This is a genomic window from Uliginosibacterium flavum (assembly GCF_040566545.1).
Lineage (GTDB): Bacteria > Pseudomonadota > Gammaproteobacteria > Burkholderiales > Rhodocyclaceae > Uliginosibacterium > Uliginosibacterium flavum.
The window spans coordinates 223,993-249,274 of sequence record NZ_JBEWZI010000003.1 but is presented as its reverse complement, the minus strand read 5'-3'; the positions used below and the strand labels follow the sequence as shown (position 1 = coordinate 249,274).

The following is a 25,282-nucleotide window of genomic DNA, read 5'->3' as shown; positions in this document are numbered from 1 at the left end:
AAAACCATACCAGGCTATCCAGATATCTGAAATTCAGAGCGGAGCTGGCCTAGTCTTCCGAAAAGCGATAGGCGATTTTGTCATATTTCATGAAACCGCATTGGTTCTAAGTCAAACGCAGCGATCATCGGAACAAATGCATCAAATCGAGGACTAGCCTTGCTGAGCGAGGCGTCCTACACTCCGATCCGCGCCGAAGACGTCCCCGATCGGAATGAAGATTGCCCTTGTGGCAGCGGCAAGAAATACAAGAAGTGCTGCGGCGCGCCGGAGAAGTTGCACTGATTTGGAGTGCCGCGCACTGAAGACTGAGTGAGTGAACGCCGGCTTTTGCCGGCGTTTTGCTGCAAGCACTCTGCTCGCATGGCTGCACGCGATTTTTCTCGTGCCACAATGCCTGTATGCATCCAATTTTCCTTCGCTTCCGCTGGTGGCTGCTTGTCTGGTGTGTTCTGTCCCTGGCCGGCAGCCTGCTGATCGGGCATGCCCGCCTGAACAGCTTGCGGGAGGCCTTCGAGACCGACTCGCGCATCGTGCACCGCGTACTCAGCCAGCGCGTGTTGCAGCATGAGGCCATCCTCGCCACGCTGTCGCTGCTGCAGACCGCACAGGGCGCCGAGCATGAACAGCGCCTGCCTGCGGTGTATTCGCAGATTCTGACAGTACGCCGCCGCACTGCCGGCGAAGTCTGGCCAAACGCCCGGCTGGCGGCGGCCGAAGCGGCCTCACGCCTCAGCAAACGCCCTGAACTGGTCGAACAGGACTTTGACGTCGGCCGCTACACACTGGTGCTGGCCGGCTTGCCGGCCAGTCACGCCATCAGCATCGGCCTGCGCGAAATGCTGCCCTGGGCGGAATGGCCGGTCGATCCGCAAGGCAGCCCGATGCGTGTGGAATTGCAATACGCCGGCCAGGGTTTCGTGATTCAGCCCGGGCGTCTGCAGACGGGCGGCTGGCAGTTCGATTTCGAGAAGCATCTGGCCGCCGTCAGCCAGCCCTTTGACGTCATCACCGGGCGCAGTGTCGGCTGGGGCGAGCTGCCCTGGCTCGGCATCCTCGGCTGGACCTTGCTGGTGAGTCTGGCGCAGATAGTCGGCTACCACGTGCAGCAACAGCAAGTGGCGCATAAACGCGCCGAGGAACTCCTGCGCATGGGTCAGGTGGCACGTCTGAACTCACTGGGAGAGCTGGCGGCCGGCATGGCCCATGAACTCAATCAGCCACTGACCGCAGTGCTGGCCAATACCCAGGCCGCCAAGCGCCTGCTGGCCGAGGAACCTCCGGAGCTCGACACCGTCCGCGAAGCCATGGCACAGGCGGTGCAACAGGCGCGCCGTGCCAGCGAGGTGGTCAGCCGGCTGCGCCGCGTGGTAGAACGCCCCGGGTCGGCGGACTTGCTGACGACCGTGGATCTGGTCGCCAGCCTGCGCGGCGTGCTTGATCTGCTGGAGCCGGAATGCCGCCGCCGTGGCGTGCGCCTGAACATCGACGCCGATGCGGTCTGTCTGGCACAGGCCGAACCGGTGGCGCTGGAGCAGATCCTCCACAACCTGCTCATGAATGCCTTGCAAGCACTCGGCAATGTGCCGGCAGCGCAGCGCACGCTGCACATCCATATCGGCACTGTGAACGGGCTGGCCACGCTGAGCCTCGCCGACAGCGGACCGGGCATCGCGCCAGACATCCTGCCGCACATTTTCGAGCCTTTCTTTTCCACCCGCACGGACGGCCTCGGTCTTGGCCTGAGCCTGTGCGAGAGCCTGGTGCTGGGCATGGGCGGCAGCTTGCACGCTGGCCATAACAACCCACAGGGCGCGATCTTCACCCTGAGTCTGCCCGTAGGTGTACCGGCATGAGCACGCCTCTTTCGCCCCTGATCCAGCTGATCGACGATGACGCGGCGGTGCGCAGCAGTCTGGCCCTGCTGATCGGAACAGTAGGCCTGCGGGTTGAGACCTGGGCCGAGCCACAGGCCTTCCTTGATGGCTTTGCCCGTGACAGTATCGGCGCCATTCTGCTGGACGTGCGCATGCCCGGCATCAGCGGCCTGAGCGTGCTGGACACGCTCATTGCGCAAGGTGTCGATCAACCCGTCATCATGCTCACCGGCCACGGCACAGTTGATATGTGCCGCCGCGCGTTCAAGGCCGGTGCGGCGGAATTCCTCGAAAAGCCGGTGGATGACGAACTCTTGCTGGAGACCCTGCAGAACGCCGTGCGCCAGCACGTGCAGTCGCGCCAGCGCCACGCGGCCGACCGCGTTGCCCTTGAACGCTACGCCCAGCTCTCGGAGCGCGAACGCGAAGTGCTCGGACTGATCGTAGCCGGCCTGACCAACAAGGAAATCGGGCGCGCCCTGACGCTGTCGCCCCGCACCGTCGAAACCCATCGTGGCAATCTCTTCGCCAAGCTGCAGGCGGAATCCCTGGCCCAGCTGATCCGCCAGTACGCCACCCTGGTGGATGCGGCCGACGGCGCCACTCCGTAGTTGTACGGAGGCTCGCGCGTAGCCCTACGAATGGGCAGCGCAAGTGCAGATCCTTAAAGTGCTCCTCATGGCCTGCGCATCAGCGCGAGTCGAAACCCCGAGGAGAACTCCATGCGCACCATCAAGTCCCTGAGCATCATCGCCCTGCTGACGGCTTCGTCATTCGCCACCGCCCAGACCAGCGTCATCCGCAGCGAGAAAAACATGTCGCTGGAACTGGCCAACCAGATCGCGACCGCCAGTGTCGCCGCCTGCGCGGCCAATGGCTATGCCGTGACCGCCACCGTGGTCGATCGCGCCGGCAGCACCCGCGCCGTGCAGCGCGCCGACAACGCCGGCCCGCACACGCTGGCGGCGAGTCTGCAGAAGGCCTGGACGTCGGCTTCGGCCAAGAATACGACCCTGGCCATGATGGAAGGCGCGCAGAAGAATCCGGCCGCCGCCAACCTGGTGAATATCCCCGGCTACCTGCTGCTGGGCGGCGGCGTACCGGTCAAGGTCGGCAATGAAGTAATCGGCGCGGTCGGTGTCGGCGGAGCCCCCGGTGGCAACCTCGACGAGCAATGCGCCATGACGGCACTGGACAAGGTCAAGGAACTGCTGAAGTAAGCCAAGCCTGCGCAGGAGCGACGCCCTCGCTCCTGCAGCGTCCCCGCAAAGGATCAATGATGAACACGCCCCCGATGATGAAACCCCTGTGTCAGCTGATGCTTGCCGCCGCCTGCGTATCTGGCCTGTGGGCAAGCCCGCCTGCAAACGCCCAGCTTGCACCGGGCGCCGCCGAAGCCGCGCACTACAGCGGCCTGCATCTGGCGGCACACAAGGGTGACCTGGTCAGCCTGCAGAAACTCATTGCCAGTGGCGTCGATCTCAACGCCCGCGATGCCTATGGCCGCACGCCGCTGCACGTAGCCAGCTTCGCCCGCCAACGCGAGGTCATCCGGCTGCTGAGCCAGGCCGGCGCGAATCTTGATCTGCTGGAAAATGATCGCTATGACGCGGTGACCATCGCCGCCGTTGCCGACGACGAGGACAGCTTGCGCCTGCTCCTGACACTGGGCGCCAGCGCCAGACAGGTGACCAGCCGCTACGACGGAACCGCGCTGATTGCCGCCGCCCACCTCGGGCACGCCGGCGTCGTGAAGCAGCTGATTGTGGCCGGCGCGCCGCTGGACCACGTTAACAACTTGCACTGGACCGCCGTGATCGAAGCCATCGTGCTGGGCGACGGTGGGCCGCGCCACCAGGACAGCCTGCGCGCGCTGCTCAAGGCCGGTGCCTCGCTCAAGCTCACCGACCGTCAGGGCTTCACGCCACTGGAGCTGGCACGGGCGCGCGAGTATCGCGAGATGGTGCAGATGCTGACGCAGGCCACGCGCAGCGCGCCCTGAGCCGCAGGGACTCCCCGCCAAGGTCCGGTAGACCTCAATTCTGCAGCCCCTCAGCGGCTCGCGGATTTCGCCGTGCAGCAGGCCAGCTTCATGAGCTGGCCTGCTGCACCGCGCCCCTCCTGCCTCTGCCATCAGCCTGCCCGCACAAGCCCGCCCAGCGAGCTTCTTCAGGCTGCCTGCGTTTCAATCTACGCCCCGGCCTCCCGGACCTGTAGAATTCGTCCTTCGTTTTTTCAGCACCGCATCTCAGCTACATGAATCCTTCTGCACCAGCCCGCATTTTCAAGCGTGAAGACATCCGCAAATGGATCGACGAACGCACGGTTTTGCGAGCCGCCGGCTACCTGAGCGCGGTCAGCCAGCTGCATGTGAGCGATCACGAGGTCAGCGCGCTGGTACAGGGCACCGAGAAGCGGCCTTACACGGTGCGCGTGGCCTTTCATCAGGAAACGCGCAGCCTGAAAGTGAACATGCAATGCAGCTGCCCGGTCGGTGGTTTCTGCAAGCATTGTGCGGCCACGCTGCAGGCGGCGATTGATCAGCGCAGCGAATCCCGCGTGCTGCCGAATCCGGAAGTGCTGGCCTGGATGAAGGATTTCCGCGAGCTGATCGGTGAGCCCGCCCAGAAGGCCGCGGCGAAGAAGACCGATCAGCTGTATTACATCCTGGAGCCGAACGCACACACGGGCGGCCTGGGCGTGGAGGTCCGCAAAGGGCGCCCGCGCAACGATGGCTCCATGCCCGAGGCGGCCGCCAGCTGGAACAACATCGAACGCGCCCTGATCAACCCGCCCAGCTTCGTCAATGACGAGGATCTGACGATCCTGCGCATGCTCTGGCTGATGCGTGATCGCGACGGTTACACCGTCACCTTGCGTCTGGACGGACGCAAGGTGGCAGACGTCCTGCCGCGCATGCTGGCGAGCGGCCGCTGCCTGTTTGATGACGCGCTACGCCTGCCCCTGCATGCCGGGCCGGATCTGATCGCGCGCCTGGCCTGGCGCATCGGCGAGGACGGCCTGACCCACGCTCTGGCTGAAATTTCCGGACGCGGCGCAGCCCGCGTCCTGCCCACCGAGCCGCCCTGGTATGTCGACCCGGATACCGGCGAATGCGGCCCGCTGGATTTGGGCATTGATGCACGCGTGGCCTCCAGCCTGCTCGGCGCGCCGGCCTTGCGCCCGGTGGATGCAGCCATGGTGGCGCGCGAGCTGGGCGAGCTGGCCCCGGCCGTGCCGCGCCCGGACACCAAGGCCGCCGACAGCCTGCGCCAGATCGGCGGCCCGCCGCAGCCGCGCCTCAAGCTGCTGAGCGAGCCGGTCGACCTTGGCCGGCGCTGGCGCGAATACCCGACGATGTATCGCGAATGGATGGATTTCGCCCAGCCCTCGTTCACCTACGAAGGCCTGGAAGTCATGCTCGGCGACCAGCGCGAATACCGTCTGCTCGGCGAAGAGCCGGTGCATCTGGTGCGTGACGTAGCCGCCGAAGTGGCGGCAATGCGCGCGCTCGCCGCGCAGGGCTTCGAAGCCGTACCGCAGGGCGTTTTCCAGTACTGGGCAGTGCCCAAGGAAAAGAACCTGCACGGGCTGGACAGTGAACAGGCCTGGTCGCGCTGGATGAAGCAGATCGCGCCGGCCTTGCGCGCGGCCGGCTGGGTGCTGGAGATCGATCAGAGCTTCCGCCATCACGTGCTGGAAATCGGCGCGCTGTATACCGAAGTCTTCGACGCCGACGCCGGCTGGTTCGACGTCAGCATGGGCTTCGAGCTGGATGGCAAACGCATGGCGCTGGCGCCGGTGCTGGCCACGCTGCTACGCACCCAGCCGCACCTGACCGAGCCCGGCGCGCTCGAACGCCTGGACGACGAGGCGCAGCTGCAGGTGGTCTTGCCTGAAGGCCAGCGTGTGCTGATCACTCTGGCACGGATCCGCCCGGTGCTGCGCACTTTCATCGACCTGTTCGATGGTCAGGAAAGCCTGCGCGTGTCCAAGCTGGATGCGCCGCGCCTCGATGCCCTTGCGGAGATCGGCGACCAGAGCGGCTTGCAGGCCGTACTGGCTGCAAAGCAGCGTCTGGCGGCCCTCTCCAGCATGCCGCCCGTAGAATCCCCGGCTGGCCTGGGTGTCGAGCTGCGCGCCTATCAGCTCGAAGGCCTCAGCTGGCTGCAAACCCTGCGCGAAGCGGGTCTGGCCGGCATCCTCGCCGATGATATGGGACTGGGCAAAACCGCCCAGGCGCTGGCCCATCTGCTCACTGAAAAACTCGCCGGCCGCCTCGACAAGCCTGCGCTGGTGGTGCTGCCGACTTCGCTGGTCTTCAACTGGAAACGCGAAGCGGAAAACGTCGCCCCGGCCCTCTCGGTGCTCGCACTGCACGGCCCGCAACGCGATTTTTCGGCCATCCCGAAACATGACGTGGTGCTGACGACCTATCCGCTGGTGTGGCGCGATGCCGAGGAACTCAAGCAGCACGAATTCCACATCCTGATTCTGGACGAAGCGCAGACCGTCAAGAACGCCGCCAGCAAGGCCGCTGGCGTGGTGCGCCTGCTCAACGCGCGGCATCGCCTGTGCCTGACCGGCACGCCGATGGAAAACCATCTGGGCGAGCTGTGGGCGCAATTCGATTTCCTGCTGCCCGGCTTCCTCGGCGACAGCAAGGATTTCACCAAACGCTGGCGCACACCGATCGAGAAAGGCGGCGATACCGAACGCCGCGAACTGCTGTCCAAACGCATCAAGCCCTTCATCCTGCGCCGGCGCAAGGACGAGGTAGCCAAGGAATTGCCGCCCAAGAGCATCGTGCTGCGCACCGTGGAACTGCAGGGCGGGCAGCGCGACCTGTACGAAATCGTGCGCGCCGCGATGGACGAGAAAGTGCGCGCCGAAGTTGCTGCCAAGGGTTTCAAGCGCAGCCAGATCATCATCCTCGACGCCCTGCTCAAACTCCGTCAGGTGTGCTGCGACCCGCGCCTGCTCTCGCTGGAGAGCGCCAAGAAGGTCAAGGAAAGCGCCAAGCTCGACCTGCTCATGGAAATGCTCCCGGAATTGATCGAAGAAGGCCGCCGCGTCCTGCTCTTCTCGCAATTCACGAGCATGCTCGACCTGATCGTCGAGGCCGTGGAGAAGGCGAAGATTCCCTATGTGCTGCTCACCGGCCAGACTCGTGATCGCGAAACCGCCGTGCGCCGCTTCCAGGATCTGGAAGTACCGCTCTTCCTGATCAGCCTGAAAGCCGGCGGCGTCGGCCTGAACCTGACCGCCGCCGACACCGTGATCCACTTCGACCCCTGGTGGAACCCGGCCGCCGAAGATCAGGCTACCGACCGCGCCCACCGCATCGGCCAGACCAAGCCGGTCTTCGTCTACAAACTGATCGCGGCCGGCAGCATCGAAGAACGCATCGTCGCCCTGCAGGAAAAGAAAGCTGCGCTCGCCGCCGCCGTGCTGAGTGGCGACGCCGAAGGCGATCTGAAATTCACCGAAACCGATCTGGCCAGCCTGTTCGCCCCACTGCCGGATTTGCCGGCCAATCTTGAGAAGCCGGGGCGGCGGGGTAAGGCGGCGTTATAACTCTGAAAAGTCTGCCCTGACCGCAACATCGGCAGGCCCGAACATTCCCTCCCCTTTTAGGGGCGAAGCAAGGAATTCGGGAGGCACGCCTCCCGCTTGCGTAGCCGGCCGGCAGTGCAATGCCGGCAGTGGGGCGCAGAGCGCGGGCGAGGGTGGGGGTAAAAGTCTCAAATCAAGGACGGTCCTCATTGAAAGAGCACACCCCCATCCCAGCCTTCCCCCTAAGAAGGGGAAGGAGCCGATTGGGCCCGGCTTCAACATGAGCGATTCCCGGACAGGCAACGCCCCGCCACCGCTATCATGCAAAACCCTCAGGAGATCAGCGTGACCGAGACTTACGATGTGGTGGTAATTGGCGCGGGCGCGGCCGGCCTGATGTGTGCGGGCGTGGCCGGGCAGCGCGGGCGGCGCGTGCTGGTGATCGACCATGCCGAGGCGCTGGCCGAGAAGATCCGCATCTCCGGCGGCGGGCGCTGCAATTTCACCAATCTGCAGGCAGGCCCGGCGAATTTTCACTCCAGCAATCCGCATTTCTGCCGCTCCGCCTTGTCACGCTACAGCCCCCAGGATTTCCTCGGCCTGATGAAGCGTTACGGCATCAGCTGGAACGAGAAGCACAAGGGCCAACTGTTCTGCGACAACTCCGCGCAGGATGTCATCAACATGTTGGTGGCCGAATGCAATGCCGGCAACGTCGCCTGGCGCCGCCCCTGCAAGGTCGAGGCCCTGCAGCGCGAAGGCGAGGCCTGGCGCGTGGACACCAGTCTCGGCCCGGTCCTCGCCCAATCCGTCGTCATCGCCACCGGCGGCCTGTCGATTCCCAAGATCGGCGCCACCGATTTCGGCCACCGCATCGCACGCCAGTTCGACATCCCGGTGATCACGCCGCGCCCCGGTCTGGTGCCGCTGACTTTTGACGCGGGCAGCGCGCCCTTCGCCGAACTCGCCGGTATCGCGCTGGAGGTCGAGCTGAGCTGCGGCGACGGATTCTTCCGCGAGGATCTGCTGTTCACCCACCGTGGCCTGTCCGGCCCCGCGATCCTGCAGATCTCGTCCTACTGGCATCCCGGCGACGCGCTGCGCATCAAGCTGCTGCCCGATCTGGACGTGGAGGCCGAGCTGCTCGCCGCCAAACGCGGCGCACGCCAGCACGTCGTCAGCGTGGTGGCGCAATGGCTGCCCCGACGCATGGCCGAGTTGCTGGTCGCGCGTGCCGGGCTAGAAGCACAGCCGATTGCCGAAGCCAGCGACAAGGCCTTGCGTGCCTTGGCCGCGAGCATCAATCAATGGGAACTCAAACCCTCAGGCTCCGAAGGCTATCGCAAGGCCGAGGTGACGCTGGGCGGCGTGGATACGCGCGCGCTGGACCAGAAAACCATGATGGCGCGCAGCCAGCTCGGCCTGCACTTCGTCGGCGAAGTCATGGACGTCACCGGCTGGCTCGGAGGCTACAACTTCCAGTGGGCCTGGGCCAGCGGCTATGCGGCAGGGATGGCAGTTTAGGTCTGCCTGCAGAGCCGCATCTGGCTTGGTTCTTCGAGCACGCTTGCCTGAAGAGGTTGGCGTGGAGCGGGTTTCCGGCAGATGTATGGGAGCTAATTACGAACTGTTACATCTGCACGCCAACCAAAATGGTGTTGCCGCGTTAACTTGGAAACCGTAGTTGGACGCGCCCGAGTGGGCTGAGATGCGGTGCGTTGGCAAGGTGTGCCGACGCGGCGGGCCTTTACCCGCCAGGAGAAGCAACGCAGCCAGCGTGCGGCAGCGTGGTTCAATCGGACACGTAGCGCCTTCATCAAATTGGTGAGCGCTGTCAGGTCACTAGAATCTCGCACCCGCCCGGACTTCGCCGACAATCGGAGCGGTCAACTGCGGTTTCCAAGTTCATAGTCAGACACGGCCCGCAGTGGCCAAAGGAGACTTGTATGTGGCTTGCCCGTTTTTCATCGCCTTGCCGGTTCGTGCTGGCCGGATTCTTGTCCTTGCTGTGTCTGCTGGCGCTGCCGGCGCGGGCGGCGGATCGTGACGAACTCGTCGATCCACCCTCACGCGCCTTGCGTCTGAACTATCTCTCGGGTACAGCGAGTTTCGCACCGGCGGACAGCGATGACTGGGAGGCTGCGACGATCAACCGGCCGCTGACTCAGGGAGATCGTCTGTGGGTGGAAAAGGGCGAGCGGGCTGAGCTGCATGTGGGCTCGACGGTGATTCGTCTGGCCGGAGCGACGGGGCTGGAAGTCCTTGAACTGGGCGATGCCGATCTGAAGCTCAAGCTTACTCAGGGCAGCCTGTCGCTGCGCGTGCGCGATTATCCGGATGATGAAGTCATTGAGATCGACACCCCGAATCTGGCTTTTGAAGTTGGCAATCCGGGCGAGTACCGTTTCGACGTCAATCCGGATCGCGATACGACGACGGTGAGTGCGCGGCGCGGCTCAGGCTCGGCCTATAGCGATGATGAGGCGCGGCCGCCGGTGCGTGTGAATACCGGGCAACGCCTGCGTTTTGATGGGCGTGACCTGTTTGTGTTGGAATCTGCCAGCGTCGGCCCGCGTGATGAGTTTGATCGCTGGGTGGCGCAACGGGATGATCGTGAGGACGCTTCGCTGAGCGCCCGCTACGTCTCGCGCGAGATGACCGGTTACGAAGATCTGGATGCTCATGGCGACTGGCGCGATGAGCCGGGTTACGGTGCGGTGTGGGTGCCGCGCATCACGATCAGCAACTGGGCGCCCTATCACCACGGCCATTGGGCCTGGGTGCTGCCGTGGGGCTGGACCTGGGTGGATGACGCGCCCTGGGGGTTTGCACCTTTCCATTACGGGCGTTGGGCCTACTTCGGGAGTCGCTGGTGCTGGGTGCCGGGGCCGATGGTGCGGCGTCCGGTGTATGCGCCAGCGCTGGTGGCCTTCGTCGGTGGGCGTAGCGGGGGCGTGAGCATTTCACTGTCGACCGGCTTGCCCGGCGTGGCCTGGTTCGCGCTGGGCCCGAACGAGCCTTATCGCCCGGCTTACCGGCATCGACCGGAATATCTGGGGCGAGTCAATCCGCATATCACGGTCAATCGCACGGTGAATGTTTACGTCAATCAGCGCGCGCCGCATGCGGTGGCGGTGATGCCGGAGCGAGATTTTGTGCGGGGCGCTGCGACGCGCCCCGGCCAGGTAACGCCGCAGCGCGACCACGATCTGACACGACTGCCGGTCCGCGAAAGCGTATCCATTGCGCCGGTGCGCGAGCGCTCGCGGGACGCGGTGCCGACGCGCAATGTGCCAGAACGGGTTTTTCGTCGGAGTGTTGTCGGCCAGCAGCGGATCTCGCAAGATCGCCTGCGCAGCCCGGCAGAGCGCCAAGGCAACGCCCCCGGTATGAGAGAGGAGCGTTCGCGCGAGAGTGGCGCGCCGCGGTCCGGACCTGAGCGTCGCGAGAATCCGTCAGAGCGACTCCCGGCCATGCGCAGTGAAGGGCCGTCGTCAGAGCGCCAGCCCGTGCGTGAAAGTCGCGAGGAGCGCCGCCTGCCCGGCAGCGATCCCGCAGAGCGTCGTGATGGGCGTCGCAATGATGGGCCGCGTGCCGAGGACAGGAATCCGGCTCGTACGGATCCGCGCCAGCCGGATCAGCCGCGTTCGTCGCAGGACGTTGAGCGCCGGCGTCAACAGCAGGATCAGCAGCAAGAGTCGCAGCGCCAGCAAGGTCAACAGCAGGAGCAACAACGCCAGCAGGAACAAGCTCAGCAGCGTCAGCGCCAGGAGCAAGATCAGCGGCAGCAAGAGCAAGGCCGACGCCAGCAGCAGGAGCAGGAACAGCGACGTCAACAGGAACTGCAGGGCCAGCAGCGGCAACAGCAGGAACAGGAGCAGCAACGTCGCCAGCAAGAGCAGCAGGCCCAGCAGCGTCAGCGGCAGGAGCAAGACCTGCAACGCCAGCGCCAAGAGCAGGAGCAGCGGCAGCAAGAGCAAGGCCGGCGCCAGCAGCAGGAGCAGGAACAGCGACGCCAGCAGGAACTACAGGGCCAGCAGCGGCAACAGCAGGAACAGGAGCAGCAACGCCGCCAGCAAGAGCAACAGGCTCAGCAACGTCAGCGGCAAGAGCAAGACCTGCAGCGCCAGCAGGAACAGCAGCAGCGCCAGCAGGAACAACTGCGGCGTCAGCAGGAGGCGCAGCGGCGTGAGAGTCGTCAGCCTGAAGCTCGGCAGCCCGAGCGGCGACCGGACAAGCGCGGTGATGAGGACGAGGAACGCAAGCGAGGTGGCGGGCGCGGGGAGCGGCGCTAAGCTTGCTCGCAAGTCGCGCCCAGCATCGTCATTCCGGGCTTGACCCGGAACGCAAATCGCAAATCGCAAGTCGCAAGTCGGGGCGATTGCGTTTCTGCTGAGGCCTGCCTGAAGAAGTTCGCTGTGCTTGGTTCTTCAGGCAGGCTGCCGCAACAGGTAGGCTGGGTGCGGCTCTTCGGGTGTGTCGACCGAAAGGTGGATCAGACCTTCTTCAGGAAGCAGGCCTTGAGCATGAATTTGCCTTCGTCCAGCTTGCAGTCGACTTCATGATCGCCGTCACCGACGATGCGGATGCTCTTGACCTTGCTGCCCTGCTTGAGGGTGATGGACGAGCCCTTGACCTTCAGATCCTTGATCAGCACGACGGCGTCGCCATCCTGCAGCACGGTGCCGTTCGAATCGCGCACGATGCGGTCGCCTTCTTCTGCCGCGGCAACGGTTTGCGGAAACTCGTGGCCGCAATCGGCACAGACGTAGTTCTCACCGTCCGGGTAGGTGTTTTCCATGGAACAGACGGGGCAGGCGGGAATGGCGGACATGGCTTCGACTCGTGATGCGTGAAAGAGGCGCGCAGTATACCCGCCTTGCACTCGGGGGCTTTGATCTCAGCAGCCTGGGCCGGACAGGCGCTCTGCGCCTGCTTGTACAGAGAGCCTGTCTGGAGAAGCTCATGCAAACGGCCTCTCCGCGCTATTTGCTTGCAGAGCAAGGCGGAGTGCGGCTCTTCAGGCCGGCTTACTTGTAGAGCAGGAAAGCCTCGCGCTCGGCGGCCCAGCTTTGTTCATCCGGAATCGTGATGGCGTCCAGATCGGCCGGCGTGCTGGACGGGTCGTCGACCCATTCGCGCAGTAGTGGTGAGCCGTTGATGAGATCAATCGCCAGACGCTTGAATTCGTATTCGTAAGGGAAGTCGCGCCACAGCGGATAGTCAGGATAAAGGTTGCGGATGCCCTTGAAGGCCAGTGCCTGCAAGCGCCAGGGACGGAAGGCGGCGTGATCGTAGGCGCCGTCTTCGACGTGGATCTGGAGGCCATTGCACTGCAGGCCGGCGTGCTTGTGAAAGGTCGGCTCGAACCAGCATTCGCGCAGGCGGCAGCCCTGCAACCAGTGCGGGGCGAGACGTTGCATCTCGGTGAGTACGGCGCGGGCTTCGATGTCCGGCGCGCCGAAGAGTTCCAGCGGGCGCGTGGTGCCGCGTCCTTCGGAGAGCGTGGCGCCTTCGAGCATCACGGTGCCGGCGTAGGCGCGGGCCATCGACAGATTCGCCGCGTTGGGACTGGGATTGACCCAGCAGCGCTCGCCCAGCGGCCAGCCGTAGCCGGGCGCCGCTTCGGGTTGCCAGTTCGTCATTTCGATCACGCGATATTCCAGTTGCAGGCCAAGCCGGGCGATGAACCAGTGGCCCAGTTCGCCCATGGTCAGGCCGTGGCGCATCGGCAGCGGGCCAGCGCCGACGAAGCTCTCCCAGCCTTCACGGAGTCTCAAGCCTTCGATGGGGCGGCCGGCCGGGTTGGGCCGGTCCAGCACCCACACCGCCTTGCCCAGCTTCGTCGCCTCTTCCAGCACGTATCTCAATGTGGTGATGAAAGTGTAGATGCGACAGCCCAGATCCTGCAGGTCGACGAGCAGCACGTCGAATGTCGTCATCATTGCCGGGGTGGGCCGCCGCACTTCGCCGTAGAGGCTGAAGACCGGAATGCCCAGCAGCGGATCGAGGTAGTCGGGCGACTCCATCATGTTGTCCTGCTTGTCCCCGCGCAGTCCGTGCTGCGGGCCGAAGGCGGCGGTCAGCGTGATCTCGGGCAGCCGCGCCAAAGCGTCGATGGCGTGGGTCAGGTCCGGGGTGACCGAGGCGGGATGCGCCAGCAGGGCCACGCGGCGACCGGCCAGCGGCGCGCGCAGGGCAGGTTCAGCAATGAGACGGTCGAGGCCGAAGAGGACGGGTTGGGTCATGGTTGTCTGGAGTCGTCTGGAAGTGTGAGTACGAAAGACTCACGGCGGTGGAAATCCGGCCGCTCGCCAGCATGATGCAGCGCCCAGTAGCTGAGTGCACCGTCCCGCGTTTCGATGACGGCGGTGGCACTCAAATGGAATTTTGTTGTGGTAGGCAGTAGTACGCCGGGCAGTTCCACTCGTAGTTCAATGCCCGCGGTGTTTGTGCTGCAGCGAATCTGCGGTGCGGCGGTGGGCTGCCAGGCTACTCGCTGGCGGTAGCCGGAAAAGGCATAGGCGGCCCATTCGCCGGAGGGCGAGAAGTTGAACTCGCGGTAGGCATCGCCTTCTTCGGTCACGAAGAGCTCGCAGCAACTGCGCTGCCACAGCCCGTCTGACGGGCCGGGAGAGGTGATGGGGGCGGGCAGGCGCAGGTCGGCGATTTCGCCCTCCAACCGGTAGCGCAGGCTCAGACTGCCGTCGGCCCGCTGCGTGCAGTCAAACTCGATCTGCAGGCCGCTCGGTGCGGCAACAGATGGATGGGGCTGCAGCACATGCGGCTTCATGCCGCGTCGTCCCTTGCGGAGGCGGGCTTGCCGATCAGGGCCCAAGCTTCGCGCAGCAGCTCGGGCTGCGCGTCGCGCAGATGGTTCGGGTCCGAGAGCATGCGGCGGAATCCGCGCGCGCCCGGCAAGCCATTGGCCAGCCCGAGGAGGTGGCGGCTGATCGCTCGCAGCGGGGTGCCGTGCTCCGTCGCTTCGCGTGCAGCGTAATCGACCATGCCGTCGATGATCGCTTCACGGCTCGGGTTCCAGGCAGGATCGCAGAAAGCGCGTTCCCATTCGATCAGCGCCCAGGGGTTTTGGTAGGCCTCGCGGCCGATCATCACGCCGTCGACATGTTGCAGCTGCTCGGCCATTGCCGCCGTAGTGGCGAGGCCGCCATTGAGCAGGATTTCGAGCTGCGGGAAGTCCTGTTTCAGCTGGTGGGCGACTTCGTAGCGCAGCGGCGGGATCTCGCGATTTTCCTTGGGCGACAAGCCTTTTAGCCAGGCATTGCGGGCGTGCACGATGAAAGTCGAGCAACCGGCCGCAGACACGGTTTCGATGAAACCATGCACAAAAGCGTAGTCCTCGATCTTGTCGATGCCGATGCGGTGCTTCACGGTGACCGGCAGTTTGGTGACTGCACGCATGGCCGCGACGCCCTCGGCGACCAGTTGCGGCTCGTGCATCAGGCAGGCTCCAAACGCCCCGCGCTGCACGCGTTCGCTCGGGCAGCCACAGTTCAGATTGATTTCGTCGTAGCCCCATTCCTCGGCCAGTTGCGCGCAGCGCGCCAGATCGGCCGGTTCGCTGCCGCCCAGCTGCAGGGCGACGGGATGTTCAGCCTCGCCGAAACGCAGGTGGCGCGGAATATCGCCATGCAACAGGGCGCCGGTGGTGACCATTTCGGTGTACAGCCAGGCGTGCGGCGCGAGCAGGCGGTGGAAGTGGCGGCAATGGCGGTCGGTCCAGTCCAGCATGGGGGCGACCGAAAGGCGGCGAGAAGAGAGGGCGGCGGTGTTCATGCCGGCATTTTACGATGGGCAGGCGGGCTCCGGGCGTGCCGGCCTGTTAGCATTGCGCCTTGGTCAAGGAGAATGGCAATGAGCGTGGCAAAGTGGATGGGTTTGGGAATGGCGTGTGTTGTGGTGACGGCTTGCGCCAGCTTGAAAAGCGTGGAGTCTTTCACTCCCGGGACAGTCAGCATCGAGCAGGTGCGCGCCAAAGAAAAACCGGCTGCTGAATGGAAGAACGCAGATGGCACGCTGACGCTGGAATACGACGCCCGACCTGATACCGAGCAGAACCTGATGCTGGACTTCGATGCCAAGGGCAAGTTGGCTGCGGTGCGCGAAGTCATTACGCTGGAGAACATGGCTTTGTTGCGTCCGGCGATGACGAAAATGGAGCTCAAACGCATTCTTGGCAATCCGCGCCATGTATCGAAAGATGGCGTGACCGGCGGCGAGATCTGGGAATGGCCGCTGGAGCCGGCAGACTCAAGCCTTCCGCAGAAGCAGATCACGGTGCTGCTGCATCCCACCGCGGATGGCGTGATGCGCGTTACTCTTTCGGTGCGTTACCCCTGATGCCCGCGAGCAGTGACGCCCCACAAATCCAGTGGCAGGAAGGCGAGCAGGCCTGTTCCGCGCTGTGGCGCTCCGAAAACGGTGCGCCGCCGCCCAAGCGGGTCGAAGTCGTCGATGACAGTCTTAGCGCCGACGCGGCTTATCGCATGGCTTGTGAAGGCACCGCCATGCTGTGGCGTGGCGACTTCCAGAATGCCCGTTTGCTGATCGATGCGCTGAAACGGCGCATTGACCGCAAGCCGCGCAAGATCACCGCCGCCATGCCCGAAGCCTTTCACCTGCACCGTCAGGCGCAGGCGCAGCGCGCCCGCACGCTGGGCATGTTGCTGGTGCCGCTGGCCGCCGATTATTCCTTGCCGCTGCGCCGCGCACCGGAAATCCAGCCGGCCTGCGTCGAAGCCTATGGGCCGGGCGTGGAAGATTCGGTGCTGTCTTTGCGCGAACTGCTGAGCCTGATCAGCGTGCATGAGTGGCGCAAGAAGGGGGTGATGGTGCTGCCATTGGGCTCGCGCATCCATCCGCATTACGGTGTGTTTTCACCGGTGCGTGGCGAGTATCTGGACTTGATCCAGCATGCAGATTTGCCGGAGACCGAGTTGGCTTTCGATATCGGCACCGGCACCGGCGTGATCGCCGCCTTGCTGGCCAAACGCGGCGTCGACTACGTGATTGCCACGGAGCTGGCACCACGGGCGCTGGCCTGTGCGCGGGACAACGTGGCGCGCCTGGGTTATGCCAAACGGATCGAAGTGGTCGAGGCGGATCTGTTTCCGCCAGGCCGTGCCTCGCTGATCGTGTGCAATCCGCCCTGGCTGCCGGCGCGGCCGAGTTCGGCCCTCGAAATGGCCGTCTACGACCCGGACAGTCAGATGTTGCGGGGCTTTCTGAATGGTCTGGCGGAACACCTGACGCCCAAGGGCGAGGGCTGGCTGATCCTGTCGGATCTGGCTGAGCATCTGGGTTTGCGCACACGTTCGCAACTGCTCGACTGGATTGCCGGCGCGGGTCTGCGTATCCAGGGGCGGCGCGATATCAAGCCGCAACACCCGCGCAGCAAGGATGTGGCTGATCCGCTGCATGTCGCCCGGGCCGCCGAGATGACTTCTTTGTGGCGCCTGGGAGTGCTCTGAAAGCCGCGCGCAGCTTGCCTCTTCAGGTAGGTGTCTGAAGAGGTCCGCCAGTCGCGGGTCTTCGAGCAGGTTTGAGTGGATATGAAAAAGCCGGCTTGCGCCGGCTTTTTCATTGCTGCGAACAGGCTTGATCAGTTGCCGAACGAGTAGGTCGCGGCAAAGTTCAGGCGCGGTTCGGTACCGCTGCGGCCATCCAGCGTTTCGCGATGCGACCACATGAATTCGCTGCCCAGTTCGACGTTGGCAATCGGCGCCCAGATCACGCCCACCGTGCCCGATTTCACCGAGCGGTTCGCATCGGCACTCGCGACGGTAATGTACTCGCCGCCGAGGGTGCGCTGCTGACCGTAGGTCACGCTGCCGCGCAGGGTGTCGGAGAACTTCTGCTGCACGCCGACGACCACGCCCAGTTCCTTGGGTAGATAGACTTTACCGTCGCTCACTGTCGAGCCGACCGACTCGTTGAAGAAGCGGCCCATGCCCTTGCCGTAGCTGGCGCTGGCCAGCAGCCAGGTGGTGTCGGTCAGGACGTAGTGACCGCCCAAGCCGATGCCGTAGCCGCGCTTGGATGCTGATACGCCAGACACCGGAGTTGTAATTTCGTTTACGACACCGTTGCCATCAGCTTCATAGTACGTGCTAGAGCTGTCTCCGCTCTTGATCCCGTTCTCAGTGGTCACGCCGCGCAGTGCAACGTGGCCCCAGTCGCTGGCTTTTTCCCAGCGCAGGACCAGGTCCGGCGTACGGGTCATTTCGTCGCCACTGGTGGCGCCGCCATTGGCCTTCATTTCGAGGGCGGCAATGAAGTTGCCGGCGTTCGGCGTCACGTAGGTGTAGCGGATCTGCGGCTGACGCAGCGAGGTGTTGCCGGTCGGGCCGTTGAAGTCGACAGTTTCCGGAGTGGAGTCCAGATCCATGAAGGTGGACCAGGTTTGACCGATCAGCCAGGAACCCAACTGACCGTAGGCGTGACGCAGACGGAACAGGCCGCTGCCGGTGGTGTTGTAGAAGTCGGCCTCGACCTTGGTGGTCAGCGAGCCGAGCTTGGTCGGCGTGAAGGCTTCGACGCCCAGGCGCGAGGCCTTGGTGAACATGTAGGACTCACCACGTTGTGCCGCTTCCGGTGAGCCGGTCAGTGCGATGCTGGGTTGATAGGCTGCGTAGTCGCCGATGCTGGCGTTGTTGCGGCCGCCGAAGTTATGCACGGCATCCAGACGGGCGAAACCGTAGACGCGAACCGAGGTTTCTTCACCAGGACGACGGACCGAACCCGGAATATCACCCTTGACGGCGACTTCCTTGCCCTGCGCTTCGACCTGATTGGCCAGTTCCTTGCGGGCATCGGCTTCTTTGACCTGCGTGGCCTTGAGTTCCTGGATCTGCTTCTGCAGTTCGGCAATCTGCTTTTCCAGCTTGTCGAGAACCGGGTCGGTTGCAGCGAATGCCGAGCAGCTCAGTGCTGCGGCGACAGCGGCGACCAGCGCGCGCTTGCTCATCGTCTTCATGGGTCGTACTCCCTTGCTAAGTCAGTGGTTGGGGTGGTGCAGTGGAACTCAGGCTGCGTGCTTGATCTGCTTCAGGAAAGCCTGGGCACGCGGATGATTCGGATTGCTGAAAAACGCTTGCGGGTCAGTACTCTCTTCAACGATGCTGCCGTGGTCGAAGAAAATCACGCGATCGGCCACTTCACGGGCAAAGCCCATTTCGTGGGTCACGATCAGCATGGTCATGCCGCTTTTGGCCAGGTCACGCATTACCAGCAGCACTTCATTGACCATTTCCGGGTCGAGCGCCGAGGTGGGTTCATCGAAGAGCATGACCTTCGGCTGCATGGCCAAGGCGCGGGCAATTGCCACGCGCTGCTGCTGGCCTCCGGAAAGCTGGTTGGGATATTTGTGGGCGTGGGCGGACAGGCCGACGCGCTCAAGCAGCTCCAGCGCGACCTGGGTGGCCTTGGCCTTTGACCATTTGCGCACGCGGCGTGGGGCGAGGGTGATGTTGTCCAGCACGGTCATGTGGGCGAACAGGTTGAAGCTCTGGAACACCATGCCGACCTCGGCGCGCACCGCGTCGATGTGCTTGATATCGTCATCCAGTTCAATACCGTCAACCACGATGCGGCCCGAGTCGTGCTTTTCCAGATGGTTGATGGTGCGCAACAAAGTGGATTTGCCTGATCCGGACGGGCCGATGATGCAGACAACTTCACCTTCCTTGAAGGTGATTGAGACGCCCTTGAGGGCGGTGAACGCACCCCAGGACTTGTGCACGTTTTCGACGTGAATGATGGGTTTGCCGTCGCGCATCGGGGTCACCGTTTGCCTGTTGCCAGCTTGCGCTCCAGCGCAGCGGCAAATTGGGTGAAGGTGGTGGTCAGCAGCAGGTAGATCGCTGCCACGGTGATGAAGACCGGCACCGGCTGGAAACTTTCGGCCTGAACGCGCGAGCTGATCATCAGCAGTTCGACCACGCCAATGGTGTAGGCCATCGAGGAATCCTTGAGCAGTGCCACCATGTTGTTGGCCAGCGGCGGCAGAGAAATGCGCACGGCCTGGGGAAGCACGATGTCCCAGAAGGTGTACAGCGAGCTCAGCCCGAGCGAACGGGCGGCTTCCACCTGGCCAACCGGCACGGCGTTGATGCCGGCGCGAATGACCTCGGCGTTGTAGGCGCCGACGTTCAGCGACAGTGCGATTACGGCCGTCCAGAATTCCGAAAGCTGAAGTTGCGGGGCAATCGCCGGCACAGCCAGAAAGAAAAACAGGATCTGCAGCAGTAGCGGGGTGCCTCGGATCACCCACACGAAGAGGTCGGCCAGCCAGCGCAGCGGCGGCAGGTGCGAGCGTTTGCCCAGTGCAGCGAGTACGCCGAGGATCAGGCCGAACACGCTGGACCACAGGGTCAGCTGGATCGTGGTCAGCGCACCATCGGAAAATTGTCGGGCGGCCGGGCCAATGGGTTCTGGCAGGGCTGCCAACGGCAGCGCCATCAGCCACAGGATCAGGCCCAGGCCAAGTACCGAACCGACGAGGATCAGCGCGTCGCGATCTTTAAGTTTATGGATCATGTATTTAACAAGTCGGCGGGCAGCACCAGGCTGCCCGCTGTTTCAGCAATGAGTTGTTTCCGGCTCAGTTGGAGCAGGAAATATCTTCCTGGAAGTACTTCTCGGAGATGGCCTTGAGCGTGCCGTCAGCCTTGATTTCGGCAAGACCCTTGTTGAGCTGCTCACGCAGCTCCTGATTTCCCTTGCGCAGAATCATCGCATCGCGTTCCACGAACACCATGTCGCCAGCCTTGAGGCCATCGGAGGCGTTTTTGGCGAGTGCGGATTTGGCCACGAAGCGGTCGGTGATCCAGGCATCCACGCGCCCGCCCAGCAGAGCTTGCAGGGCGTCGGTATCTTTCGGGTAAGTCTTCACTTCCTTGGCCCCGCTGACCTTGCGGGCTGCGTCGGCATAAGTGGTGGCGAGCTGGACGCCGAGGAGCTTGCCTGTCAGTTCACTTGCCTTGAGCGGGCCGCCGGCCTTGGCGACGATCTGACCGCCCGAGCAGTAGTGCGGGTTGGTGAAGTCCACCGACTTCTGACGTTCCTCGGTGATGCCATGGCTGGCGATGGCGACGTCGAAACGATCCTGACGGATGCTGGCGATGAGCGCATCAAATGCCAACGCACGCCATTCGACCTGCAGGCCGAGCTTCTTGGCGACAGCTTCCATTACATCAATCTCATAACCGGTCAGCTTGGCGCCGTGGAAATAATTGAATGGGGGGTAAGCGCCTTCGCTGGCGGCGATGATCGTGCCGGACTGTTTGATGGTTGCCCAGTCACGAGCCTGGGCGCTGCTGGCAGCACAGACGAGACTGACAGCAAGAGCGAGAGTATGAATGGCACGCATGAGGTTCGCTTCTCCGGAAAAGGTATGAAAATCAAACTAAAACAGATACGCAATGGTATGGAAAATGCGCATGCCTGTCCATGCGCAAATCTACTGCTTTGGTTTAATTCCGGGTATGCGGAAAAACGAATGAGAGCCTGTCTCTGCAAGGCCGCAGCAGCCTCTTGGGCGTACGTGATGTGCTCCCTGGAGCTGTGCGGTAAATGCGCTATTGTCCGTGGTAAGCGAACACTGCAATTGCCGCTACGGCATAGGGAATCAGGGTGCAGATGAGCGCGAAAAGCACGTTGCGCGTTTGTGTTGAAAGCTGGAGGCGCGGTTGTGCGGGGATTCGGGTGTGAAGAGCGAGTTTCATGATGGTTTCCTTGCAGAGGGACGTGCATAGCCGGTATGCAGCAAACTGCACGGCATCGCGGAAGTCCTGGATATGGGTAGATTCAGTGCGAGAGGCGGTAACGCGACGGCTCAGGGCACATCGCAGCGTCGCGAAAAGACAGCTCGCGGGGAATCGAGGCAAGGAAACTGTAAACTGCCGTCAGGCGCCTTGCGCTTATCCCGCAGGAAGTGCGGTTGGACATGGGGTCACCTCAGTGGTGTGAAGCTATGTGCTTGAACTATAGGCGTGCTTCTGATCGAATGGGGCTAATTCATTGTTCGGAAATACAAGACAATGCCGGCTCCTCAGAACTATTCAGAGTTGCAGACGTTTCTGGCTGCAGCCGAGCTTGCTTCGTTCTCGCTCGCGGCCAAGCGTCTGGGCTTGGCGCGTTCGACGGTGAGCGCGCAGATCCAGTCGCTGGAACGCGCTCTGGGTCTGCCGTTGTTTCACCGTACGACGCGGCACGTGTCACTGACGGCGGAGGGTGAGCGCTATGCCGCGCGCGCGGCGGTGCTGGTCAGTGGGCTGGAGGAGCTGAATGCCGAATTCTCGCAACGCGCTGGTCGGGTGGCGGGGCGCCTGCATGTGCAGATGACCGAGTCGATTGCCAATACCCTGGTGTTGCCGCGCATGGCTGAGTTCCTGCGCGCTTATCCAGATCTCGCGTTACGTATCTCACTCTCGGAGCGGGCACCGGATCTCGCCGAAGAGGGGATCGATGTGGCCCTGCGCCTGTCGGACAACAAGGATTCTGCCTATCGCTACAAGCGTTTCGGCCAAGTCAGTTTCGTCATGGCTGCTAGCCCGGCCTATCTGGCGCGGTTTGGGGTGCCGCGTCACCCGAATGATCTGTTACGTCACCAGACCATCGATTTCTTTGATGCCGACGCCGGGCGGCCAATTGATTACGTGCTGGTCAAGGGGCGCGAGAAAATCACGGTGACAGCCGATGGGGACCTGGCCGTGGATAACGCGCGTGCCGGTTTGACCTGCGCGCTGGCGGGGTTGGGGATCTACGAGGATTTCGATTTCCTGCTGCGCCCGCATCTGCAGGAAGGCAAGCTGCTGCGGGTGCTGCCGGACTGGAAGCGCCCCGGCCCGGCGGTGCTCGCCTTGTATCCGAGCGGGCGGCAGAACTCGGCTCCGGTTCGGGCTTTTCTGCGCTTCCTGGATGGCGTACTGGGGCCGGCGCTGAGGCCGGTCCGTGAATAGGCGTGTCGCAAGCGGGCATCGCCCGGACAGGTTTTTGATCGCGATCATCGCAGAACGTTTGAGTTTTCGCGGAAATACGGCATTGTTCTAGCTATTCTTCGCTGCCTGAACTATTTGCATGCCGCTTATCTCGCGCCGCACTCTCCTCATTTTTCTGGCTATGGCCGCTTTCGTTGTGCTCGGCTTGGGCGGGATGGTTGCGTGGACGGGCATGCGCACCGATGTGGATGCGATGAATCAGCGTTCCGTACCGGCTTTAATGGCGGTCAGTGATCTCAATGCCAGCTTCAAGGGCGTGCGCTCTTTGTTGCTGGCGATGGCGATTGAGAAGGACCCCGGGGTGCGGGCTCTCCTGAATGAGCAGGTGGGCGCACATGTTGGTCGTTTGTCGGCGGCGGTCAGTGGTCTGCGTGGTTTGGGGCTGGCATCTGCTTCGCTTGATGAAGTCTCGGGCGCGTTTTTCAATGCAGTAAGGGAAACCGCCATCGTCGCGCGAAACGGGGAGCGCGATGCAGCGGCCGCATTGCTCTACTCGTCGGTGATTCCGGCCGAGCAAAACATGGCAGCGTATGTCGATGGGGTCCGCCGAGACTTGCTGGCGCAGCAGAAGGCGCTGGATAAGAGCCTCAGTTACGGCGGCATGACACTGTTTGCGTATTGTCTGATTGGCATAGCCATGGGCCTGGCGTTGCGCCATATCCTGTTGCCTTCGGTGGCTGCGCTGATGCCGGCACATGAAGATGAGCTGGTGTCGCGGGAAATCGCCTTGATGATGCACACCTATACCGGCAGTGTGATCATGGCCTCGCTGGTGACCTCGGTCGCGCTGGTCGCGGTGTTTCTCGGCCATCCGGATCGTTTGGCTCTGTATTGCTGGTGGGCCGTATCCTTGGGCGTGCTGGCAACGCGTCTGGCCGGCTATCTGCGCTGGTTCCGGATGCGGGACACCGATTTCAGCGGGATTGCGGCGATCCGGAATTTTGGTGCCGGCAGCGTTGCCTCGGCCTTGACCTGGGCGGTGTTCCCTTTCCTGTTTTTTGCTGAGGCAACTCAGGTCCAGCGCATGGCGATGGCCTTCATCTATGCAGCGATGGCGGGCGGCGGTAGCGCCGTGTTGGCCCCCGCGCGCAAGGTGTCGCTGGTATATCTGTGCCTGATGTTGTTGCCGCAGGTCGGCTTCTTTGCATGGGCAGGGACACGGATCGATTTGACCGTCGCAGTGATGTGTGCCGGCATGCTCGGCCTGCTGGTTTATTCGAGCAGCAGTTCGCGGCGCATCACCCTTTCGGCCTTGCAGTTGAGTCGTGAGAACAAGCGCATGGTCGAGGAGTCGGTGACCCGCCAGCTGGAGCTGGAAAACCTCAACACCCGGCTGGAGGATCGCGTGCATGAACGCACCATCATGCTGGAGCTGGAAGTGGACGCGCGCGAAGAATATGCCCTGCAGCTCAAGGAGCTGGCACTGCGTGATCCACTCACCGGCCTCTTGAACAGGCGTGCGCTGGCGGAGCAGATGGATGAAGTGCTGGCCTGCGCGGCGGGCGTAGGCATGGGGGTTCAGGTCCTGTTCATCGACCTGGATCGCTTCAAGGAAGTGAATGATGTGCAGGGGCATTTTGTCGGCGATCAGGTGCTGATCGAAGTTGCCGCGCGGCTGCGCGCAGCGTTGCCGGAACCCGCGCTGGTGGCGCGCTGGGGCGGTGATGAATTCGTCGCTGTGGTGCCGGCCGTGGCCGGGCGGAATCTGGTGCCGGCCGTACATGCCTGCCTGGCGGAACCGATTCGCGTACGTGGCAATGAAATACGGATTGACGCAAGCATCGGCATCTCGCTGTCGCCGGAACATGGGCGTGACGTAGATGTGCTGGTGCGCCAGGCCGATGTGGCCATGTATCAGGCCAAGCTCAAGGGGCGTTCAGGTTCGCAAACCTATGATGCGGCGATGGGCGAGCAATTGCGCCGTCTGCATGAACTGGGTCAGGCTCTGCGCGAGGCCTTGGAGAATGACGCCCTGAGCGTCGTGTTCCAGCCCATCGTGCCGCAGCACGCGAGCTTGACGTCAAAAATGGAAGCCTTGCTGCGCTGGCAGCATCCCGTGCGTGGCGCTGTTTCGCCACGCGAATTCATCGCGATTGCCGAGGACGCCGGCCTGATCGGCAAGCTCGGCCGCTGGGTGCTGGTGCGTTCCTGTTACGAGGCGCTCAGCTGGGGCAATGACAATGTGGTGTCGGTGAATGTCTCGGCGCTGCAGGTCATGTCCGGCGAGCTGCTTGATGACGTGATTGCCGCGCTGCGTGAAAGCGGCTTGCCGGCCGAGCGGCTGGAGCTGGAGCTGACCGAAAGCGTCTTTATCCACGATATCGACGCGATTGCCCGGGTGCTCGACACCCTGCGCGAGATCGGCGTGCGTATTGCCATTGATGACTTCGGCACCGGCTATTCCTCGTTGTCTTATCTCAATCGCCTGCCCATCGACACACTCAAGATCGACCGCAGTTTCGTCCTTGCAGCCGAAGGCGACGGCGATCAGATGCTGCGCGCCATTCTCGGCATGGCCCGGGGTTTCGGTTGCAAAGTGGTGGCCGAAGGCGTCGAAAATCCGGCACAGCTGGCCATGCTGCGCAGCCTGTCGATTGACTACATTCAGGGCAATTGCATCAGCGCGCCCTTGCTGCCGGATGCTGCGCGCGTTTGGAACGATTGTCAGGCAAGCCTTGCCTGAAAGCCCCACAGGACGGACTTTTCCGGCAGGACTGTCTGAAGAAGCCCGTCCGGCAAGCTTCTTTGGATCGCATGCCTGAACAGCGCCGTCCGGTGCGGCTCTTCGGGCAGGTGTAGGGTCTGTAACCTACATTCAACGCGATCCGC

At 63.2% G+C, this 25,282-nt stretch carries 21 protein-coding genes; 12 read left to right on the top strand and 9 right to left on the bottom strand.

The features are described from left to right. The first annotated feature begins 159 nt into the window (after nt 1-159). From ABXR19_RS04490 to ABXR19_RS04455, 8 genes are all read left to right on the top strand, one after another. Nucleotides 160-285 (top strand): SEC-C metal-binding domain-containing protein, encoded by a 126-nt coding sequence (locus tag ABXR19_RS04490; protein WP_354599896.1) that lies wholly within the window; start codon nt 160-162, stop codon nt 283-285. Nucleotides 286-401: 116 nt separating this feature from the next. Next, nucleotides 402-1,856, top strand: coding sequence for a sensor histidine kinase (locus tag ABXR19_RS04485; RefSeq protein ID WP_354599895.1), 1,455 nt, complete (start codon nt 402-404; stop codon nt 1,854-1,856). Then, nucleotides 1,853-2,488, top strand: a complete 636-nt coding sequence (locus ABXR19_RS04480) for a response regulator transcription factor (protein WP_354599894.1) — start codon at nt 1,853-1,855, stop codon at nt 2,486-2,488. The genes ABXR19_RS04485 and ABXR19_RS04480 overlap by 4 nt, the downstream gene beginning before the upstream one ends. Before the next feature lie 111 nt (nt 2,489-2,599). Then, nucleotides 2,600-3,097 carry a GlcG/HbpS family heme-binding protein gene (locus ABXR19_RS04475; RefSeq protein WP_354599893.1) on the top strand — a complete coding sequence of 166 codons (498 nt, stop codon included), beginning with the start codon at nt 2,600-2,602 and terminating at the stop codon, nt 3,095-3,097. A gap of 56 nt (nt 3,098-3,153) precedes the next feature. Beyond that, nucleotides 3,154-3,879 carry an ankyrin repeat domain-containing protein gene (locus tag ABXR19_RS04470; protein WP_354599892.1) on the top strand — a complete coding sequence of 242 codons (726 nt, stop codon included), beginning with the start codon at nt 3,154-3,156 and terminating at the stop codon, nt 3,877-3,879. A gap of 254 nt (nt 3,880-4,133) precedes the next feature. Beyond that, a complete protein-coding gene (locus ABXR19_RS04465) occupies nt 4,134-7,454 on the top strand; it encodes a DEAD/DEAH box helicase (protein WP_354599891.1) in 3,321 nt (1,106 codons plus the stop codon). A gap of 324 nt (nt 7,455-7,778) precedes the next feature. After that, on the top strand, nt 7,779-8,957 hold the full coding sequence (locus ABXR19_RS04460; RefSeq protein ID WP_354599890.1) for a BaiN/RdsA family NAD(P)/FAD-dependent oxidoreductase: 1,179 nt from the start codon (nt 7,779-7,781) through the stop codon (nt 8,955-8,957). A 422-nt stretch (nt 8,958-9,379) separates the two neighbouring features. Further along, nucleotides 9,380-11,728 (top strand): DUF6600 domain-containing protein, encoded by a 2,349-nt coding sequence (locus ABXR19_RS04455; RefSeq protein WP_354599889.1) that lies wholly within the window; start codon nt 9,380-9,382, stop codon nt 11,726-11,728. A 200-nt stretch (nt 11,729-11,928) separates the two neighbouring features. On the opposite strand, the gene ABXR19_RS04450 is transcribed toward ABXR19_RS04455, so the two are convergent. The 4 genes from ABXR19_RS04450 to dusA form a co-directional block, all read right to left on the bottom strand. Further along, on the bottom strand, nt 11,929-12,267 hold the full coding sequence (locus ABXR19_RS04450; protein ID WP_354599888.1) for a zinc ribbon domain-containing protein YjdM: 339 nt from the start codon (nt 12,265-12,267) through the stop codon (nt 11,929-11,931). 196 nt (nt 12,268-12,463) lie between these two features. After that, entirely contained in the window at nt 12,464-13,681 is a 1,218-nt protein-coding gene (locus ABXR19_RS04445; RefSeq protein ID WP_354599887.1) for an exo-beta-N-acetylmuramidase NamZ family protein, read from the bottom strand. Next, complete coding sequence (locus ABXR19_RS04440) at nt 13,678-14,226, bottom strand: DOMON-like domain-containing protein (RefSeq protein ID WP_354599886.1); 549 nt, start codon at nt 14,224-14,226, stop codon at nt 13,678-13,680. The genes ABXR19_RS04445 and ABXR19_RS04440 overlap by 4 nt, the downstream gene beginning before the upstream one ends. Then, nucleotides 14,223-15,230 carry a tRNA dihydrouridine(20/20a) synthase DusA gene (gene dusA / locus ABXR19_RS04435; RefSeq protein WP_354599885.1) on the bottom strand — a complete coding sequence of 336 codons (1,008 nt, stop codon included), beginning with the start codon at nt 15,228-15,230 and terminating at the stop codon, nt 14,223-14,225. The genes ABXR19_RS04440 and dusA overlap by 4 nt, the downstream gene beginning before the upstream one ends. Nucleotides 15,231-15,308: 78 nt before the next feature. On the opposite strand from dusA, the gene ABXR19_RS04430 reads away from it, so the two are divergent. Then, entirely contained in the window at nt 15,309-15,794 is a 486-nt protein-coding gene (locus tag ABXR19_RS04430; RefSeq protein WP_354599884.1) for a hypothetical protein, read from the top strand. Next, nucleotides 15,794-16,924, top strand: a complete 1,131-nt coding sequence (locus ABXR19_RS04425; protein ID WP_354599883.1) for a methyltransferase — start codon at nt 15,794-15,796, stop codon at nt 16,922-16,924. The genes ABXR19_RS04430 and ABXR19_RS04425 overlap by 1 nt, the downstream gene beginning before the upstream one ends. A 131-nt stretch (nt 16,925-17,055) precedes the next feature. On the opposite strand, the gene ABXR19_RS04420 is transcribed toward ABXR19_RS04425, so the two are convergent. The 5 genes from ABXR19_RS04420 to ABXR19_RS04400 form a co-directional block, all read right to left on the bottom strand. Then, the gene (locus tag ABXR19_RS04420) at nt 17,056-18,429 is read right to left on the bottom strand and encodes a DcaP family trimeric outer membrane transporter (RefSeq protein ID WP_354599882.1); all 1,374 of its coding nucleotides are present in this window, start codon (nt 18,427-18,429) and stop codon (nt 17,056-17,058) included. 48 nt (nt 18,430-18,477) lie between these two features. Next, the gene (locus ABXR19_RS04415) at nt 18,478-19,230 is read right to left on the bottom strand and encodes an amino acid ABC transporter ATP-binding protein (RefSeq protein ID WP_354599881.1); all 753 of its coding nucleotides are present in this window, start codon (nt 19,228-19,230) and stop codon (nt 18,478-18,480) included. 5 nt (nt 19,231-19,235) lie between these two features. After that, the gene (locus tag ABXR19_RS04410; RefSeq protein ID WP_354599880.1) at nt 19,236-19,991 is read right to left on the bottom strand and encodes an amino acid ABC transporter permease; all 756 of its coding nucleotides are present in this window, start codon (nt 19,989-19,991) and stop codon (nt 19,236-19,238) included. A 64-nt stretch (nt 19,992-20,055) separates the two neighbouring features. Further along, nucleotides 20,056-20,823 (bottom strand): ABC transporter substrate-binding protein, encoded by a 768-nt coding sequence (locus ABXR19_RS04405; protein WP_354599879.1) that lies wholly within the window; start codon nt 20,821-20,823, stop codon nt 20,056-20,058. A 208-nt stretch (nt 20,824-21,031) separates the two neighbouring features. Beyond that, nucleotides 21,032-21,178 carry a hypothetical protein gene (locus ABXR19_RS04400; RefSeq protein WP_354599878.1) on the bottom strand — a complete coding sequence of 49 codons (147 nt, stop codon included), beginning with the start codon at nt 21,176-21,178 and terminating at the stop codon, nt 21,032-21,034. Nucleotides 21,179-21,493: 315 nt separating this feature from the next. On the opposite strand from ABXR19_RS04400, the gene ABXR19_RS04395 reads away from it, so the two are divergent. Both ABXR19_RS04395 and ABXR19_RS04390 read left to right on the top strand, forming a co-directional pair. Next, nucleotides 21,494-22,414: a LysR substrate-binding domain-containing protein gene (locus ABXR19_RS04395; protein ID WP_354599877.1), complete on the top strand. Its 921-nt coding sequence runs from the start codon at nt 21,494-21,496 to the stop codon at nt 22,412-22,414. A gap of 160 nt (nt 22,415-22,574) precedes the next feature. Next, complete coding sequence (locus ABXR19_RS04390; RefSeq protein WP_354599876.1) at nt 22,575-25,136, top strand: EAL domain-containing protein; 2,562 nt, start codon at nt 22,575-22,577, stop codon at nt 25,134-25,136. Nucleotides 25,137-25,282 lie beyond the last annotated feature (146 nt).

Bases quoted from the DNA above. Each gene is read 5' to 3' on its own strand.
- ABXR19_RS04415 (WP_354599881.1), bottom strand. From the start codon at position 19,230: ATGCGCGACGGCAAACCCATCATTCACGTCGAAAACGTGCACAAGTCC.
- ABXR19_RS04425 (WP_354599883.1), top strand. From the start codon at position 15,794: ATGCCCGCGAGCAGTGACGCCCCACAAATCCAGTGGCAGGAAGGCGAG.
- ABXR19_RS04470 (WP_354599892.1), top strand. From the start codon at position 3,154: ATGATGAACACGCCCCCGATGATGAAACCCCTGTGTCAGCTGATGCTT.
- ABXR19_RS04455 (WP_354599889.1), top strand. From the start codon at position 9,380: ATGTGGCTTGCCCGTTTTTCATCGCCTTGCCGGTTCGTGCTGGCCGGA.
- ABXR19_RS04430 (WP_354599884.1), top strand. From the start codon at position 15,309: ATGAGCGTGGCAAAGTGGATGGGTTTGGGAATGGCGTGTGTTGTGGTG.
- ABXR19_RS04390 (WP_354599876.1), top strand. From the start codon at position 22,575: ATGGCCGCTTTCGTTGTGCTCGGCTTGGGCGGGATGGTTGCGTGGACG.
- ABXR19_RS04395 (WP_354599877.1), top strand. From the start codon at position 21,494: ATGCCGGCTCCTCAGAACTATTCAGAGTTGCAGACGTTTCTGGCTGCA.
- ABXR19_RS04440 (WP_354599886.1), bottom strand. From the start codon at position 14,226: ATGAAGCCGCATGTGCTGCAGCCCCATCCATCTGTTGCCGCACCGAGC.
- ABXR19_RS04445 (WP_354599887.1), bottom strand. From the start codon at position 13,681: ATGACCCAACCCGTCCTCTTCGGCCTCGACCGTCTCATTGCTGAACCT.
- ABXR19_RS04420 (WP_354599882.1), bottom strand. From the start codon at position 18,429: ATGAAGACGATGAGCAAGCGCGCGCTGGTCGCCGCTGTCGCCGCAGCA.
- ABXR19_RS04405 (WP_354599879.1), bottom strand. From the start codon at position 20,823: ATGCGTGCCATTCATACTCTCGCTCTTGCTGTCAGTCTCGTCTGTGCT.
- ABXR19_RS04475 (WP_354599893.1), top strand. From the start codon at position 2,600: ATGCGCACCATCAAGTCCCTGAGCATCATCGCCCTGCTGACGGCTTCG.
- ABXR19_RS04480 (WP_354599894.1), top strand. From the start codon at position 1,853: ATGAGCACGCCTCTTTCGCCCCTGATCCAGCTGATCGACGATGACGCG.
- ABXR19_RS04410 (WP_354599880.1), bottom strand. From the start codon at position 19,991: ATGATCCATAAACTTAAAGATCGCGACGCGCTGATCCTCGTCGGTTCG.
- ABXR19_RS04465 (WP_354599891.1), top strand. From the start codon at position 4,134: ATGAATCCTTCTGCACCAGCCCGCATTTTCAAGCGTGAAGACATCCGC.
- ABXR19_RS04485 (WP_354599895.1), top strand. From the start codon at position 402: ATGCATCCAATTTTCCTTCGCTTCCGCTGGTGGCTGCTTGTCTGGTGT.
- ABXR19_RS04400 (WP_354599878.1), bottom strand. From the start codon at position 21,178: ATGAAACTCGCTCTTCACACCCGAATCCCCGCACAACCGCGCCTCCAG.
- dusA (WP_354599885.1), bottom strand. From the start codon at position 15,230: ATGAACACCGCCGCCCTCTCTTCTCGCCGCCTTTCGGTCGCCCCCATG.
- ABXR19_RS04450 (WP_354599888.1), bottom strand. From the start codon at position 12,267: ATGTCCGCCATTCCCGCCTGCCCCGTCTGTTCCATGGAAAACACCTAC.